Here is a 17,966-nt window from a genome sequence, read left to right as displayed (position 1 = left end):
ATCTATTAATTATGAAATTGAAACCTATTCATAAATTACATATTTTTCTCTCATATTCTTGTATTTCGACAACTTTGGTTCCCAACTTGCTCTTATTTCTTCCTCAGATATTCCAGCTATGATCTGCATTTTTAGATTAACGGTGCCAGCTAATTTATCGAAATCTCCAATTTGTGAACTCTGAGATTTATCAAAAAACCTTTCTTTATCTGGATAGTTCTGGTAGAACTCTAATAACCATTTCAGGTTGATTTTCTTTGTTTTAAGTAGCTGTTCAACATCATACTTTCTTAAGTCTATTCCGTAGCAGGTTTTATCCATATGTAAAGGGCTCATACTCATACCAGATATGCTTTTTGGAGTAAATGAGAATGGATATTGATCTTTTAATTTAGGATTCCCTAATACCGTAAATGGCATATAAGTTCCTCTTCCTTGGCTAATTATTGTTCCTTCAAATAAACATAGTGATGGGTAGAGCATTATAGATGCTTGCGTGTTGAGATTGGGTGACGGACTTACCGGTAATTCATAATACGTTGAATGTGTATAATTTTTAAGAGCTATTATGCGTAGCTTACATGTAGCTTTATTTGGTAACCAACCTTCTCCATTGATCATTTGTGCAAATTCTGCCATTGTCATTCCATGAGTTATTGGTACTGGAAATTTTCCTATTCCTGACTTAAGTTTCATATCTAAAACAGGTCCGTCTACGTAACCATTCGGATTTGGACGATCTAAGATGATCAACTCTTTATTATTTTCTGCGCAAGCTTCCATAATATCATAAAGCTTGTTTATATAAGTGAAAAATCTACATCCTACATCTTGTATATCAAATACGATCACATCCAATGCATCCATTTGGTCTTTTGTCGGTTTTCTTGTTCCTCCATATAAAGATACGATAGGAATTCCTGTGGTAGGATCAACTTCATCTTTTATTGAAACTCCATTGCCCGCATTTGATCGAAAACCATGTTCGGGACCAAAAATGTATTTTATCTTGACTTTGTGAGAGAGAAGACTATCTACAAGTGAAGTATTCTCAATTATTGAAGAGGTATTCACTAAAAGTCCAACTCTTTTGTCTTTTAGATACGGTAAGTATTCATGTACTTGATCTGCACCTGTTAAAATCGTATTTTGATCAGCTATTACAATTTCATTTTGATCAGTGTTTTCATCAGTAGCGGTCTTTAGATTTGTAAAAAGAAATAAAGAAATAATTATGAGTAAACTTATAATTATTAAAACTTTAAAATATTTCATAATTTATATATAAAATGATAATAGTATATTAAAATGCCCTATTTTAGGACTTCAGAATTTAAATATAGTGCAAAATGAATAATAATCAGAATCTTTTAAAAGAAAAAATAGCGAAAGTATTGACTGAAGTTTTATCAAGAAATGTACAGCCAAATGAATTAACTAATGAAGTTGATTTGATTAATGAAATTGGATTGAATTCATTACAGTTTCTAGAATTTATTTTAGAAGTAGAAAATGAGTTTGATATTGAAATTGATGTGGGGAATTTGGATCTAAGATATTTTAAGAAGTATATGTATTTAGAGAAGTTTATCAGTGAATGCATAGCGGAAAAATAATATAAATTGATTGCAACAGAATGAGAAAAGCTTTTCAGTATAAAAATGGATTATAATTAAAGTAATGTCTAAAAAAATAGCTGCACCAAAGGTATTAACATCTCTTTTCGGATTTGGAGTTTATTTTCCAGCTCGTATTACAGCTAATAGTTTGAAAACAGTCGGATTTGACAGCGAAGTATTGCTTATTGAGCATCTCTTCACCGACGCAAAGAGAAAGACTTTTGAAGCATCAAAAATTGCTTTCAGTAAAAACTATAAGCTTGCCAAACTCGCTACTAAATTGTCTGTTGATTCATCTGATATGTTTGATCCTGATAAGGTCGAAATATTGTTCAAAAGATGGGAAGCAGCAAAGGTTTCTGAATTCTTGTGTTTTTCTGGACTTTGGTTAGACCTGTTGTCTTTATATTCCAAATCTAATCCACAACTTTCTGTAAAATTATGTAGACTAGATGCTGGTGATGCTGTGACATGGAGAATGAATGATGAGGTTGCCATTCAGGAAACGTATTCTTTTTTGGATCTTAACGAAGGGAAAATAAATTATAAACTATCGATACCAACGCTACATTATATTCCTTTTGGCGAAAGAAAACAATCAGTTGTGATTCACGGAGGCGGATGGGGACTTGGGAACTTTTTGGAAACAACGCAACAATTGCCAGAAAATCTTATTAAAAGAATCTTAGTAAAAGATTTCTCTAAGTATGTTTCTCAAAAAAAGAATACTACTTTTTATATGAATGATCCAAACTGGGATCCTATAAACAATGGTTTTGGTGTTTCTCATTTCCCAAGACTAGGTGAAATTATTTCAACGGATACTATATTGTATTCTAATAATAACGATTATCATAGTGCGTTAGATTTAATTGTTGATAGCAAAGCAATTATTTCCAAACCGGGAGGAATGACGATAGTGGATTCAATTATTACAGGAACGCCATTAATTTACCTTGATCCAATGGGAGAAAATGAAAAAGGAAATCAAATCTTAATTGAACGTCTTAAAATTGGTGCTTCATTTACTGCATGGCAACACGAAAAATTTTCAATTGAGATGCTTTTGGAGTTTCATGAGAATATTGAACGAATAAAAATTAAGCTGCCTGAACTTACTTCAAAAATAATAGCTGATCTCAAAAAATGAAGCTGTCCGAATGACAATTGGCTTTAAGAGCTTAACATGATTACAGTTGTGTTAGTTACCTGTTAAAGCGCTTATTAAAAATTCTTTAGAATGCTTTATTTCAGTTTGTAAAAATGAATCAACTTTTTTGTAATTTATCTTGGTGTTAAACAAATCGACTACATCTTCAGGCTGATTAATAACTCTATTTTCAAGATCAATTCTTTTCAAGAAATCTAAACATTTGTTTTTTCTATGTTCATTTAAGAACATCATAAATTCTGTTTGAAATTTCACAGAGAAAAGTAACCCATGAAACATACATGTAATCACCATGTCAGCATTTTTCATATAGCCCATCCACAAAAAAGGAGCCAATGAGATGATGTTTTTATCGCACCAATCATACGATTTTCCTAAGGAAATTATTTTGAGATTTTTTTCTCTCGCAATCTTTTTTACATTCGCTATGACATCATGAGAAGGTTCAAGCTTATCTGAATAAAATATAATGTAGTTTTTGACAGAAGGCATTTTAATCTCTTTATTGAAATCATATATTAAGGTTGGATCTAAAACTAAATGAGGTCCTTTTTTATCGTCTGGACGCGCTAATTTAGCGAAGTTTAACGTGTTGTAATCTCTAACACCGACATGATCAAATTTTTTCATTAATCTTAAAATTGACCTTGGATGCTGTTTGTTAAAATTATCGGGTCCTAAACTTGCGGCATATGCAATGATTGTTTCTGCGTTTATATTATCAGAGAAATAGGTAGTATCTATACCTCCCCATTCTTGTGTGTAACACCAAATTTGATCACTGCCAATAATGACTTTGTCAAACTTCATATTCCTAAGATCTGCCGATACGTAAATCGGTTTTGTTTTTTTTAACTTTCGCTGATACAATTTAAAATTTAAAACCTTAAACAAGATTTTAAGATATAATTTAATGTTTTTAGCACCTGGCTTTAGCTCTTCATTGAATTCGTTATTGATACTCTTCTTAGTTCTATAATTAATGAACTCATTTTCGAATCCTCTTTCTATTAAAAATTTATGTAATGCATATGCTTGTAAGTAAGCACCATAATTGTAGCAATCAAAAAATGTTAATATTCTAATCATAATCAATGTCTAATTATTTTACCTGTTTTAGTTCGTTTTATTGACTCAACAATTTCTACTCTATCAGGAATCAAAAAACCTCTCAATTGCTCTTTCAAGTATTCTTTAACAATTCCCAAGTTAGTGGTGACTACTTCAGCAGTCAATATACCGTTGATTAATAAAACTCTACAGTCATCAATAGATTTATGAGTAATTAAATGTATTTCAATCTCTATTGGATTTATTTTATAGCCTTTATACTTTATAAAAGTATTTCTAGATACAAAACTAAATTTGTTTGCTGTATGTTCAAATATATCGCCAGTGTTTATTTTGTAAATAGGAAGCGATTTTATTGATTATCTCATTGCATTCTGCATATGTATAATGAGATTTGTTTTGTTCTATATAATTGCTTTGAGGATTATTTAGAGCGTTTCTGTGATATATTTCAAATAAATTAGCGTATTTCTTTGTTTTTACTTCCATTCAGTTGCTTTTAGAAAATATCTTAGTGCAGTTTATTTCATCACAATAACAAAGATGGACAATTGTTTTCAGTTTCGGAAATTTTCTTATTATTTCATTTAAATTATCAAAATTTAGAAATAGTGTATTTTTTGGTAATTATTTTAAGAAAATACGCTACTCCATAGAGTACATCTTGCATTAAAAATCTTGCTTTGTGCAAAGTGCGGTTTTTGTTTTTAATTTTTTAATATTTAAACTTGTATTCAAAAGAAATAATGCAGATATTAGCAGTGCAAAGGTTAGTGAATATTTCCGAAATTTCCCCCTGTAGAAATGTTTTTGCAAATGAGTTTTTAAACTCATTTATTTCCTTTTGGAAAATTACTAAGTCATCCTTCTTATGTGACTGAGAGCGGCGTAGCCATGCTTAATAATTAATTAATTGTTATGAAATTTAATATAGGTTGGCACGTATTATATGTAAGATCTCGTTGGGAAAGAAAGGTTTATGAATCTTTAAAAGAAATTTCTTTAGATCCTTTTTTGCCACAGATAAAAACCATTAAACAATGGAGTGACCGAAAGAAAACTATCATAAAACCGTTGTTCCCATCGTATGTGTTTGTCAATATAAATTCTTCGTTAGAGTATCACAAAGCATTGTCTTTAAATGGTGTATGCTCTTTCATTCGTTTTAGGAATGAATATGCACGTGTAACAACAAAAGAAATTGAACAAATTAAACTCTTAGTTGGTGATGTAAATATCACCGACATTGAGACTAATATAAAGCTTCCCGAAATAGGCGAAATAAAAAAAATCAATTATGGGCCATTAAATGGACTGAATTGTGAGATTATAAAAGTTGACAATCATAATAAAATTATTGTAAGAATCGATTCGTTACGACAAAACATTATAGCTACAATACCTTCTTATTCTTTTGAAGGTGTTGCATAAAGTTACATGAAATAGTATCCACGTTTTAGTTAAATTAAAAAAGTAGAATTCTTTATTATTTAATTAGTGTTTTAAGTAATCACAATGAGTTCGATTCATTTCACAAATTTTTCTAATTACTCATAATAATTTGATCTTTATATAGGAACTTCTGAAAATTATTATAGAATATTTTTTACATTACTAAACTAGTATCAATAGAAATGAAAGACATATCAAAAAGAAGACATATTGTAAAAACAATTACATGGAGAATATTGGCGTCAATAACTACATTTTTATTAGCCATTTTATTCTTTAAAGAGGATTCACATGCTGTTGAAAAAGCACTCGGGATTGCATTAACAGAATCTGTATTAAAAATGATTTTATACTATTATCATGAACGTTTTTGGTATAAATCTAACTTTGGTTTAACCTCTAGATCAAGTAGAAAAATAGGAAATGAATAACTTAACACCTTTTTCTTTTGGAGTAAAAAAAGCAGAGCGTAATGAATTAAATGGGCATGCTTCTTTTGCAATATGGTTTACGGGACTTTCTGGTTCAGGCAAATCAACGCTCTCAAATGCCTTAGAGAGAAGTTTATTTGATAAAGGAATGAGAACATATTTGTTAGATGGAGATAATATCAGGGCTGGAATTAATAAAGATTTAAAATTTACAGCAAATGACAGAGAAGAAAACCTTAGGCGTATTGCTGAAATCACAAAGCTATTTGTTGATTCAGGTACTATAGTTTTATCAGCTTTTATTACTCCTTATAAAAAGAGTAGATCGCTTATCAAGAAAATAGTAACGCCTCAAAATTATATTGAAGTCTATGTTAGTACAAGTTTAGAGGAATGTGAACGTAGAGATTGTAAAGGCTTATATAAAAAAGCGAGAAAAGGAGAAATAAAGAATTTTACAGGAATTTCGGATCCTTATGAAGCACCTGAAAACCCTGATATTATTATAGATACAGAAAAAGAGACAATAGAAGAATCTATAAAACGAATATTAAATTTTGTTCAGAATAAATTAGAAGCTAAGATTAATGAATAAATATTATTTAAATTATTTAGATGAATTAGAATCAGAAGCTATCTTCATATTACGTGAGGCTTGGGCACAATTTGAAAACCCAGTAATTCTATTTTCTGGAGGAAAAGATTCTATTTTAGTTACACATTTAGCAAGAAAAGCTTTTTATCCATCTAAAATGCCATTTGCATTAGTACATGTAGATACAGGACACAATTTTCCAGAGACCATTCAATTTAGAGATAATTTAATAGAAAGCTTAGGAGTTCATCTTATCGTAGGCTCAGTTCAAAAATCGATTGATCGGGGGCGTGCAGTTGAAGAAAAAGGAAAGCACTCAACAAGAAATGCTTTGCAAATAGTAACACTATTAGATTTAATAGAAGAAAATAAAATCGATTGTGCTATTGGAGGCGCAAGACGAGATGAGGAAAAAGTTAGAGCTAAAGAACGTTTTTTCTCTCATAGAGATGATTTTGGGCAATGGAATCCTAAAAATCAACGCCCTGAATTATGGAATATATTCAATGGGAGACATTTTGAAGGGGAACATTTTAGGGTTTTCCCAATAAGTAATTGGACTGAAATGGATGTTTGGAATTATATCAAAAGAGAAAACATAGAAATACCTTCTTTATATTTTTCACACCAACGGAAAGTAATCTGGAGAAATAATTCATGGATTCCTTTCTCAGAACATATCAATTTAGATGCATCTGAAGAAGTAGTTACGAAGCAAATACGCTTTAGAACACTAGGTGATATTACCATCACTGGAGGAATTGAATCAGAAGCAGATACTGTTACAAAAATTGTAGATGAAATCTCAACAATTAGATTTACTGAACGCGGAAATAGGGCTGATGATAAACGTTCCTTAACAGCAATGGAAGATCGTAAACGTCAAGGATATTTTTAAATAAAAAAAATGAAAATAGACAATAACCAACTACTGAGATTTATTACATCAGGAAATGTAGATGATGGAAAAAGTACACTGATTGGGAGACTTTTATATGACTCTAAATCTATTTATGAAGATCAACTGCAGAATGTTAAAAGAATAAGTAAAAGAAAAGGCAATGATGAAATTGACCTTACTTTATTTACTGATGGATTACGCGATGAGTGGGAACAAGGCATAACAATAGATGTAGCCTACCAGTATTTTACAACACCAAAACGAAAGTTTATCATTGCTGATACACCAGGTCATGTTCAATACACTAGAAACATGTTTACTGGAGCATCAACAGCTAATTTGGCAATCATTTTAGTAGATGTAAGATATGGTGTAACAGAGCAGACAAAGAGGCATTCTTTTATTGCATCCTTACTTAAAATTCCAAATGCAATTGTGTGTATTAATAAAATGGATTTAGTGAATTTTTCGAAAGATGTATACGATACTATAGTTAATGAATTCAAAATATTTTCATCAAAATTATCCATAAATGATATTAGATTTATACCTATGAGCGCACTGCTTGGTGACAATGTAGTAGATAAATCGTCAAGGATGGAATGGTATAAAGGAGATCCTTTACTTCACACGTTAGAAATAATACCTATAAATAACGATATCAATGAAGCAAGTGTTCGTTTTCCTATTCAAACAATATTAAGACCTCAGAACGAAGTTGATCAAGACTATAGAAGGTATGTAGGTCGATTGGCAAGTGGCGTACTTAGAAAAGGAGATGAAATTACCGTATTGCCTTCAGGACTTACTTCTAAAGTTAAAACAATATACAAGTATGATAAAGATATGCAAGAGGTTTTTGCTCCAATGTCTATTTCTATAGCATTAGAAGATAATATTGATATCAGTCGGGGAGACATGATTGTAAAATCTAATAATAAACCTAATATAGTCCAAGATATAGAAGTGATGCTTTGTTGGTTACATACCGATGCAGCTAAACCAAGAGCTAAGTATTTTATAAAACAAACAACTAATGAACAGAAGGCTATCATTAAAGAAATTATCTATAAAATAGATATAAAAACTTTAGAAAAAGACTATGAATGTGAAGGTTTGAAGATGAATGACATATGCAAGGTGAAGCTTAAAATTACCAAGCCGTTAATGGTAGATTTATATAAAGAGAATAGAATAACAGGAAGTCTTATTCTTATTGATGAAACAACCAACGAAACTGTCGCAGCAGCAATGGTTGTGTAATTATAAATGAGAAATAACAATCAAACATAACTTACAACAGACTATAATTTAGTATTAAATATTGCTTTTACTTTATTCTAAAATCCAGGAAAAAAAACACAAACTTTTACTAGATAGTTGTTTAAGTTTTTTCCCGAAGACATATCAAGAAAGACTTTTAAGGTACCATAGATGGCAAGATGTTCAATTGTCTTTATTAGGTAGGTTGTTAGTGAAAGAAGGATTGTCTCATTTTGCTAATAAAGCAGATTTTAAAAAGTTGTTGTATACAGAATATAACAAGCCTTATTTTCAAGATAATAATGTGCAATTCAATATCTCTCATTCAGGAGAATTAGTAGTCGCTGTTTTTACAAATAATCGTTCAGATATTGGTATTGATATTGAAAAATCGCATGCTATAAAAATAGTAGACTTTAAGGGTCAAATGACTTTATATGAAGAACAAAAAATATTTAACTCTGTATGTCCTCAAAAAGAATTTTTTAGATATTGGACACAAAAAGAAGCGGTTTTAAAAGCAATGGGAAGAGGATTGTCTATTCCGCTAAAATCATTTGAAATTAAAAATAATGAAACCTGTGTCGAAACAAAAACATTTTATGTTTCCGAAATAGACTTACATAAAGAATATGCGTGTCATATTTCTCAAGATCAAAAATTTAGCAATAAAGAAATAACGGTAAGAAAAATCGATATTAAAGAGTTTTACAACGCACAAAATTAATTTACTCCATAAGTAATTCATAAAGTTATATATAACATTGGATACTATCAAACAACAAATAGCTTCTAATTACTGGCTTCAGAAAATCAGTAGTTCAATAACAGAAGATAGTTCTTCTGCTTCTAATAAAAAGGAAGTAGTTAAGGAAGTTATTGTCAAAGAACATTTGGCATACTTTTCAAAACTAACCAACGCTTCTCCAATGGCTCAATATACGGTTTTGTTAAGCGTTTTTAATGCACTTTTAAGGCGTTATTTTAATACAGAAAACGATATCTTTTCTTCAAAAGTTGGAGCAGAAGATATACAATTACTATTCAAATCTGGTTCTATAAAAAACGCTACGCTAAAAACATATTTGCAGGAAACAAAGAAAGAAGTTCAAGAAGTTTATAAGCATACGAATTATGATGAAAACAAGCTTCATGAAAAATATCCTTTTGCTAAGTATGCTACCTATAGTTTTTTATACAATAGCAAGCCTAGTGAATCTGCTTCAATGATTCCATTCACACTTTCAGTTCATACATCAAGTGCTAATTTAGCATTAGAAATTGTATATGATGCCTCTTTTGTAACTAAAGCAATTGCTAGTCATTTTCTAACGAATTTCAAAAATTGGATACTTGAGTTAGAACAATATATTAATGTAGCAATTGAAAAAATAACAATTGTAACGACAAAAGAACAAGAACAATTACTTACAGCATATAATGCTGCTACTGAAAGTTATCCTGAACATAAAACATTAGTTGACTTATTTGAAGAACAAGTAATAAAAACACCACATGCAATAGCTTTAATAATTCATAACAATACCTTAAGCTATGCGGAACTTAATGAAAGAGCAAATCAACTAGCATATTACATACAAGAGACGTATAAAACGCTGGCAAATGATTTAATAGCAATAAAACTTGAAAGAGATGAAAATTTATTAATAACGATTCTTGCTGTTCTAAAAACAGGAGCGGCTTACGTTCCTGTAGACGTAAAATACCCGAAGCAACGTATCGCATATATTGAAAAAGACAGTAAATCTAAAGTAATTATCGACGCGGAATTTATTAAAAATTTCTATCAAGTAGAAAATAATTATAGCAAAGAAAACCTGTCAATTACAAGAGACGATGAGAGTTTGGCGTATGTCATATACACTTCTGGAACTACAGGAAATCCAAAAGGAGTAATGATCTCTCATAAAAATGCCGTAGCTTTTATTCATTGGGCTCAAAAAGAGTTTGATGCTGATAAAATAGACATTGTATATGCGGCAACTTCACATTGTTTTGATTTATCAATATACGAGATGTTTTTCTCGCTTTCTATTGGAAAGAAAATCAGAATACTCAAAGATATTTTAGAAGCAACTGAAGCGTTAAAAAAAGACACAAAAATTTTAATCAATACGGTGCCTTCTGCAATGCGTAATATTATTGAGCATGGATGTAGTTTGGATAATGTAAGTATCATAAACTTAGCAGGAGAACCTTTTCCAGTAGATATTGGAAATAAATTATTAAAAACAAAGGCTGAAATTCGTAATCTATATGGGCCATCAGAAGATACTACGTACAGTACTTTTTATCAATTAGACCCCGAAAAAGAATATATAAAATCCATTCCAATTGGAGTGCCTATTTCTAATACACGTGCATATATCCTTGATGATAATCTAGAATTGTTGCCTTTAGGAGTTCCTGGGCGTTTATACCTTTCAGGCAATGGATTGGCGAAAGGATATTTGAATCGTCAAGAATTGACTAACGAAAAGTTTGTCAATAATCCTTTTGAAGAAGGGAAACGCATGTATGATACAGGTGATATTGCTAAATGGTCTACAAATAAAAATATAGAATATTTAGGAAGAAAAGATCATCAAGTAAAACTCAGAGGTTACCGTATTGAATTAGGTGAAATAGAAAATGCGGTAACTTCCTATTCTGATGCTATTGGTCAAGCTGTAATCATAGTAAGTAACCAAGTACTACTTGGGTATTATACAGCTAATGAAACGATACATTTAGATGCACTAAAACTATACCTTCAAGAGCAGTTACCAAGCTATATGATTCCTAGTCGTTTTATTCAGCTAGACGCTATTCCGTTAACACCAAATGGAAAAATAGACAAAAAAGCATTGGAAGATTTGAAGTCTGACTGTCAATTTAATGACAATTATATAGCTCCGAGGAATGAAAAAGAACAAAGGCTTGCAAAAATATGGAGTGAAGTTTTAGGCGTTGAAAAAATTGGAATTCGCGATAACTTTTTTGAGCTTGGTGGGCATAGTTTAATGATAGGAAAGATCATTAACAAAATATACAAAGAATTAGACGGAAGTATTAACTACAAAGAATTTTTTCAATATCCTATTATTGAAGAAATGTGCAAATACTTAAAAGATGATAACTATGCGCCAATATCAAAAATTGAGAAGAAAGAATATTATCCGCTAACTCCAAGCCAAAATAGATTTTGGATAATGAGCCATTTATCAGACGCAAAAGAAGCATATGTGATTTCTGGAGCAGTGAAGGTAATTGGTGCAATAGATGAAAAACTATTTGTAAAAGCATTTGAACATATTGTAGTACAACATGAATCTTTAAGAACTGTTTTTAAGAAAAATGAGCATGGAGAGATTTCTCAATATATACTAGAAGAAAGCGAAGTATCACAATGTGTTGATGTCGTTGATATTTCTGCTGAAGAAATATCAGAAGCAAAACTAACTGACTATGTAAATACACTTCAGGCACATGATTTTACTTTATCTGAAGCGCCTTTGTGCAAAGCCATATTGATAAAAACTAGCAATAATGAAGCAATATTCCACATTCGTTTGCATCACATCATAGCTGATGGATATTCAATGGAAGTCCTAACAAAATCAGTATTACATCACTATGACACATTATTATCTGGAGAAGTTAAATTAGAAGTAAATACTGATGCCATACAATATAAAGACTACACCATATGGCTTGAAGCACAAAATAAAACAGAAGCATTTGAAGAGTCTAAAAATTATTGGTTAGATGAATTTGCAGAACGAGTTACAACATTGTCAATTCCAGGATATCAAAAACGTCCGGTAATAAAATCCTATTCCGGAAATAGTATTTGGTATGAATATTCTTCAGAGTCGTTCAAGAAATTAGATGATTTTTCAAAGTCGCACAAAGTAACCTTATATACTGTTTTATCTTCAGCGGTAAACGTTTTGCTCTCACGTTACAGTAGTCAAGAAGAAATCATAACAGGAATTCCTGTTGCTGGTAGAGAACATCCAGATTTAGAAGAACAAATAGGTCTCTACATAAATACGGTGGCTTTAAAAAGCATAGTGAAGCCAAAAGATTCCTTTGCAACGATAGTACAAAAAACTGGTTCAAAAATAAACACAGTTCTAGCACACCAAAGTTACCCATTCAATCAATTGATTGAAGAACTTTCATTACAAAGAGATCTTTCCAGATCACCATTGTTTGATGTGATGGTTGTTTTGCAAAATCAATCACAATCTAGTGATTTGGAAAAACAAGGAAATATTACATTTGAACCTTATGAGTTAACTAGAAATTCATGTCAATATGATTTAGTTTTTAATTTTATAAAAACTACAGAAACCAGTTTAACACTTGAATTACAATACAACACAGACATATATACTGAGGAGTTTGTTGCAAGAATGATAGGTCACTTAGAAATTGCAGTGAATGCACTATTGACAACTCCCGAGAAGGATATTCAAAATATTAATTTCATTTCTGACCAAGAAAAAGAAAGGATCGTTAATGAATTTAATAATACAAAAATAGACATTGATCGCTCTTTAACTGTGATTGATGCATACAAAACACAAGTAAAAAAACATCCTAATTACATTGCTGTTCAAAGTGAGCAATCGTCATTTACGTATAAAGAATTACATGAAAAATCGAATGCATTTGGACACTATTTACAAAAAGAATTCGGAATAAAAGAAGGTGATCTTGTGGTCGTGAAATTAGATCGAAATGAACACTTAATCACAACGTTATTAGGAATATTGAAAATAGGAGCAGCATATGTTCCTGTAGATACTCAATATCCTAAGAAAAGAATTCAGTATATCATAGAAGATACGTCTGCGGTACTAATTGTTAACGCGCAAACTATCAAAAACTTCCAATCATACAGTAATTGGAATATTTCTGAGCATTCAACAAAACTTCAAAACAATACACTAGCATACATTATTTATACTTCTGGTTCTACAGGAAAGCCTAAAGGAGTAATGATTACGCATGGTAATTTAATGAACCTTTGCCAATGGCATGTTCGCTACTATATGGTGACAAAAGGAAGTAGAGGAACATTATTCTCAAGTATTGGATTTGACGCATCAGTTTGGGAAATATATCCGTATTTAATTTCAGGAGCAACGTTGTATCCTATTGAAGACAATGAAATACGATTGCATATTCCTTCTTTAATATCATTTTTGAATACGAATCAAATAACACATTCTTATCTGCCTTCTAAAGTTTGTCAGGAAGTTTTAGCTCAAAATACTGATGAAGTACGGACAAAGTTATTAACTGGAGGAGAAGCTTTTACATACAATTCATCAACAACGATTGATGTTTACAATAATTATGGACCAACAGAAAATACTGTTGTGACTACAGTTTTTAAATGCAATCAAACGTTAGCTCCAAATGTTCCTATTGGAAAACCTATTGACAATACTCAAGTGTATATACTTTCAAAAGGGTTACAAATACAACCAATAAATGTTGTTGGAGAATTATACATTTCTGGTTTAGGAGTATCGAAAGGATATTGGAACCGACAGGAAATCACAGCTAAAAACTTTATTGATCATCCATTTAAAGAAGGAGAAAAACTATATAAAACAGGTGATAGAGCGTGTTGGTTGCCCGATGGAAATATAGCATTTCATGGTAGAATAGATCATCAAATTAAAATTAGAGGATATCGTATTGAATTAGAAGAAATTATACATTGTGTAAATTCTTACCCAAACGGTATTTCTCAATCAATAGTTGTATTAAACTCTAAAAATAATATAGACAGTTTAGTTGCATACTATGTGGCAACTTCTGAAATTGACAAAAACGATCTTAGCGAGTATTTACAAACTCAGTTACCGGATTATATGATTCCTAAAAGTTATGTTCAAGTTGAGGCGATTCCTTTAACAGCAAATGGAAAAGTAAATTATGATCGTTTACCAGAAATATCTATTAAAGATGTTACGACTAAAGTTTATAAAAAACCTACTTCAGATACAGAAATAGCAATCTCGAAAATATGGGAGCAGCTTTTACATACAGAAAAAATTAGTGTTGCTGATGATTTCTTTGAATTAGGAGGACATAGTTTGCTAATCACAAAACTGCTAAGTGCTTATCAGAAAACATTTGGAAAATCGATAGCTCTGAAAGATTTATTCAGTCAAACGACGATTAAAAATCATGCACAATTAATTGAATCATCAACGACGTATGGTGGAGAAATTATAAAAGTATCAATACAAGAGCATTATGCTATTTCGCCTTCACAAATGCGATATTGGTTGATTGATAAACTTCAAGGCGGCTCAAAAGAATTCAATATTTACAGTGCTTTCGATTTACCTAAAGACACTAATGTGGAGGTTTTTAAAGAATCTTTTCAAGATTTAGTCATTAGGCATGAAGCTTTAAGAACTGTGTTTGTGGAAGATGCTGGCATGCCAAGGCAATCTATTTTTGAAATTCAAGAAATTGAAATTCCCTTATTTAGTAACGTAGAGGAAGCAAAAACTTTTGTTTTTGAACATATTTTCGATTTAAACAGTTTCCCACTATTTAAAGTTGCACTCGTTGTGAATACAAATGGAACATTATTGTTTTTTAATTTGCATCACAGTATTGGAGATGGATGGACAATGCATATTTTGCAAAGAGACTTATTAAAATTGTATGAAGCTAGGTTAAAAAATGCGGTGCCTGATTTACCAGAATTACCCATTCAATACAAAGACTATTGTGGTTGGCAAAATGAACAAATCGCTTTAGAAGAATACACAGAATTGAAAGAATATTGGAAACAACAATTCTCAGGATCATTAACATATCTTGATTTGCCTTCTGATTTTCCAATTATAAAAGAAAAAGAAAAAACAGCAGCTTCGTATTCTATTTTTATATCTGAAAAAGTTAAAATCAAGATAGAAACGCTAGCACAATCATCTGCTACAAGTGTTTTTGGAGTACTCTTGTCTAGCTTAAAAATGATATTAAGTAGATTAACTTCAGAAAAAGATATCATCATAGGAATTCCAGTTGCAAATAGAAATCATTACCAATTAAAAAATGTCGCTGGATGTTTTATAAATACTTTGATGATTCGAAATGAATTTGATGAAAATATTTCTGCGAAGCAATGGATTAAGAATGTTGGAAATACATTAAAAAATGCACTAAAAAATCAAAACTATCCATTCGAAAAATTACTGGAAAATTTAAATGTAGCAATTACTGAAAATCGTTTTCCAATGAGTCCAGTGTTTTTTAATATGGTTGATTTCGATGAAGAGCACACAACTATTATTACTAATTTTGAAGCTAAACATGAAGCTACTGATGCAGTTCCAAAATTTGATTTAGAATATTATGGGAAAACATATGCAAATGGAATAGAGTTAAATTGTGTTTACAATAATAAAGTCTTTACACAAAAAACCATTGCTTTATGGACCAATGAAATATTAGCACTTATTGAACAAATTGTAGAAGAAGATACAAAACCACTTAAAAAATATACACTGTTCGATTACGAAACAGTACACGAAGAAGAAGCAAGACCAACCAATGCATTTACACTTTTTGAAAATGAAGAAATTGAGCAAACAATTTCAAGTCGTTTTGAAAAGCAAGTACGTAAAACGCCGAACGCCATCGCTGTAAATACAGTAACGTATAATCAACTAAATGTACTGGCAAATTATGTAGCTGCTGAGGTTTCTAAAAATAGAACATCAGTCTTAACAGAACGCATTGCTTTACTATTACCACATAATGAATTTGCAGTGATAGGAATGCTGGCGACATTAAAATCAGGTTGTTCATATGTTCCTATAGATAATGACGCACCATTAGATCGAATCTTATATATCTTAAAAGATGCGAATTGTAAACAATTGCTATATGCAAAAGAAACAAAACTAGTAGTTAATCAGGTTGTTGAGAGAGATGAAAGTCTTATTATACATGAAATATCATTACAAAATCAACAAGAAGAAAATATAAAAACCACAAGTAATTGTACACCAAATAGCGAAGCGTATGTTTTATATACTTCAGGATCGACTGGAGTTCCAAAAGGAGTCATTCAAAACCAAAGAAATGTACTTCATTACATCAAAACGTACACAAATAATATTCATATCACAACGGAAGACAATCTCAGTGTTTTTTCAAGTTACACGTTTGACGCTTCTGTAAAAGATATATATGGAGCAATTTTAAATGGTGCTAGTGTGAGTTTTTACAACTTATTAAAAGATGATATTCATAATTTATCAATCTGGATATCGCATTATCAAATATCTATCATTCACATGGTTCCTACATTATACAGAGCTTTCTTGAATATAGTAGATGAAAAACAAAAACTAAGTTCGGTTCGTATTGTAGATCTTGGAGGAGAATCTTGTCACAAATTAGATTTCGAATTATTTACCAATCACTTTAGTAAAGAGGCTTTCTTAATCAACGATTACGGACCTACAGAAGCAACCATTGTATCGCAAAAGTTCTTTAATCATAATTCAGTAGTTATAGGAAATAATCTATCTATTGGTAAAAGTGTTACAAATACTGATGTATTCATACAAAATAGCAGTGGAGAAGTAGCTAAAATATATGAAGAAGGAGAAATCGTTTTTAAAAGCGCCTTTTTATCGTTGGGATATTTAAACAAGAAAGAACAAACGAAAAAAGTATTCACCAAAGATTCAAATTCACCGAATAAACGATACTACAAATCAGGTGACATTGGAAAGAAATTGCCTAATGGAGAAATTATATTTCTAAGGCGTAAAGACCAGCAAACAAAAATCAATGGATTTAGAATTGAACTTGCTGAAATAGAATATCAATTATTACAAATAGAAGGTATTGAAAAAGCGGTTGTATTAGTAAAAGAAGTATTAGAAAGAAAAGTGTTAACGGCATATCTTCAAAAAAATAAAGAAGAAGAAGATGCAGATGTCAAAGAAAAACTAGCTAAGATATTACCCAAATACATGATTCCTCAGCGATTCATAACAATGGATACTTTTCCTCTAACACGTACAGGAAAAATAGATAGAAAAAAATTACCTGAACCAGAAGCTAACAATTTAAATACAGTTGTATACAAAGCACCAACTTCAGAAGTTGAAAAATCAATATCAGAACTTTTGGCAGCAGTCTTAAATATAGAAGTAAAAACAATTGGAATAGATCACAATTTTTTCGAATTAGGCGGAAACAGCTTGCAAGGAGTATTATTGATTAATAAAATCAATAAAAAATACGAGACTAATTTCTCTATTTCAAATCTTTATGAAGCTTTAACAGTAAAAGATTTAGCTATGTTGGTTGAGTTTTATCTATCACAAAAACAATACACTACACAAGATCAAATAGAAGAAGACGAAGTAATTATTTAAATAATATATAATGAATTGCATACGCA

Annotated in this window: 11 protein-coding genes; 9 read left to right on the top strand and 2 right to left on the bottom strand. The window is 30.7% G+C overall.

What is annotated here, in order from left to right:
• Nucleotides 1-24: 24 nt before the first annotated feature.
• Nucleotides 25-1,275, bottom strand: coding sequence for an exo-beta-N-acetylmuramidase NamZ family protein (locus IMCC3317_RS03950; RefSeq protein WP_160128208.1), 1,251 nt, complete (start codon nucleotides 1,273-1,275; stop codon nucleotides 25-27).
• 74 nt (nucleotides 1,276-1,349) lie between these two features.
• Between IMCC3317_RS03950 and IMCC3317_RS03945 the strand changes: the two genes are divergently transcribed.
• Nucleotides 1,350-1,616: an acyl carrier protein gene (locus IMCC3317_RS03945; RefSeq protein WP_160128207.1), complete on the top strand. Its 267-nt coding sequence runs from the start codon at nucleotides 1,350-1,352 to the stop codon at nucleotides 1,614-1,616.
• A 64-nt stretch (nucleotides 1,617-1,680) separates the two neighbouring features.
• The gene (locus IMCC3317_RS03940; RefSeq protein WP_160128206.1) at nucleotides 1,681-2,769 is read left to right on the top strand and encodes a hypothetical protein; all 1,089 of its coding nucleotides are present in this window, start codon (nucleotides 1,681-1,683) and stop codon (nucleotides 2,767-2,769) included.
• Nucleotides 2,770-2,820: 51 nt separating this feature from the next.
• On the opposite strand, the gene IMCC3317_RS03935 is transcribed toward IMCC3317_RS03940, so the two are convergent.
• Nucleotides 2,821-3,879, bottom strand: coding sequence for a polysaccharide pyruvyl transferase family protein (locus IMCC3317_RS03935; protein WP_160128205.1), 1,059 nt, complete (start codon nucleotides 3,877-3,879; stop codon nucleotides 2,821-2,823).
• Between the two features lie 900 nt (nucleotides 3,880-4,779).
• On the opposite strand from IMCC3317_RS03935, the gene IMCC3317_RS03930 reads away from it, so the two are divergent.
• The 7 genes from IMCC3317_RS03930 (at nucleotide 4,780) to IMCC3317_RS03900 (ending at nucleotide 17,940) form a co-directional block, all read left to right on the top strand.
• A complete protein-coding gene (locus tag IMCC3317_RS03930; protein WP_160128204.1) occupies nucleotides 4,780-5,292 on the top strand; it encodes a UpxY family transcription antiterminator in 513 nt (170 codons plus the stop codon).
• 203 nt (nucleotides 5,293-5,495) lie between these two features.
• Nucleotides 5,496-5,744 carry a DUF2061 domain-containing protein gene (locus IMCC3317_RS03925; protein WP_160128203.1) on the top strand — a complete coding sequence of 83 codons (249 nt, stop codon included), beginning with the start codon at nucleotides 5,496-5,498 and terminating at the stop codon, nucleotides 5,742-5,744.
• Nucleotides 5,737-6,339 carry an adenylyl-sulfate kinase gene (gene cysC / locus IMCC3317_RS03920; RefSeq protein ID WP_160128202.1) on the top strand — a complete coding sequence of 201 codons (603 nt, stop codon included), beginning with the start codon at nucleotides 5,737-5,739 and terminating at the stop codon, nucleotides 6,337-6,339. Before IMCC3317_RS03925 ends, cysC begins: the two co-directional genes overlap by 8 nt.
• Nucleotides 6,332-7,237: a sulfate adenylyltransferase subunit CysD gene (cysD, locus tag IMCC3317_RS03915; protein WP_160128201.1), complete on the top strand. Its 906-nt coding sequence runs from the start codon at nucleotides 6,332-6,334 to the stop codon at nucleotides 7,235-7,237. Before cysC ends, cysD begins: the two co-directional genes overlap by 8 nt.
• 9 nt (nucleotides 7,238-7,246) lie before the next feature.
• Nucleotides 7,247-8,503, top strand: a complete 1,257-nt coding sequence (locus tag IMCC3317_RS03910; protein WP_160128200.1) for a sulfate adenylyltransferase subunit 1 — start codon at nucleotides 7,247-7,249, stop codon at nucleotides 8,501-8,503.
• Nucleotides 8,504-8,564: 61 nt separating this feature from the next.
• Nucleotides 8,565-9,230 (top strand): 4'-phosphopantetheinyl transferase family protein, encoded by a 666-nt coding sequence (locus tag IMCC3317_RS03905; RefSeq protein WP_394351586.1) that lies wholly within the window; start codon nucleotides 8,565-8,567, stop codon nucleotides 9,228-9,230.
• A 37-nt stretch (nucleotides 9,231-9,267) separates the two neighbouring features.
• Nucleotides 9,268-17,940 (top strand): non-ribosomal peptide synthetase, encoded by an 8,673-nt coding sequence (locus tag IMCC3317_RS03900; protein WP_160128199.1) that lies wholly within the window; start codon nucleotides 9,268-9,270, stop codon nucleotides 17,938-17,940.
• Nucleotides 17,941-17,966 lie beyond the last annotated feature (26 nt).

This window comes from Kordia antarctica, from assembly GCF_009901525.1.
Classification (GTDB): domain Bacteria; phylum Bacteroidota; class Bacteroidia; order Flavobacteriales; family Flavobacteriaceae; genus Kordia; species Kordia antarctica.
This window is presented reverse-complemented; position numbering and strand designations above follow the sequence as displayed.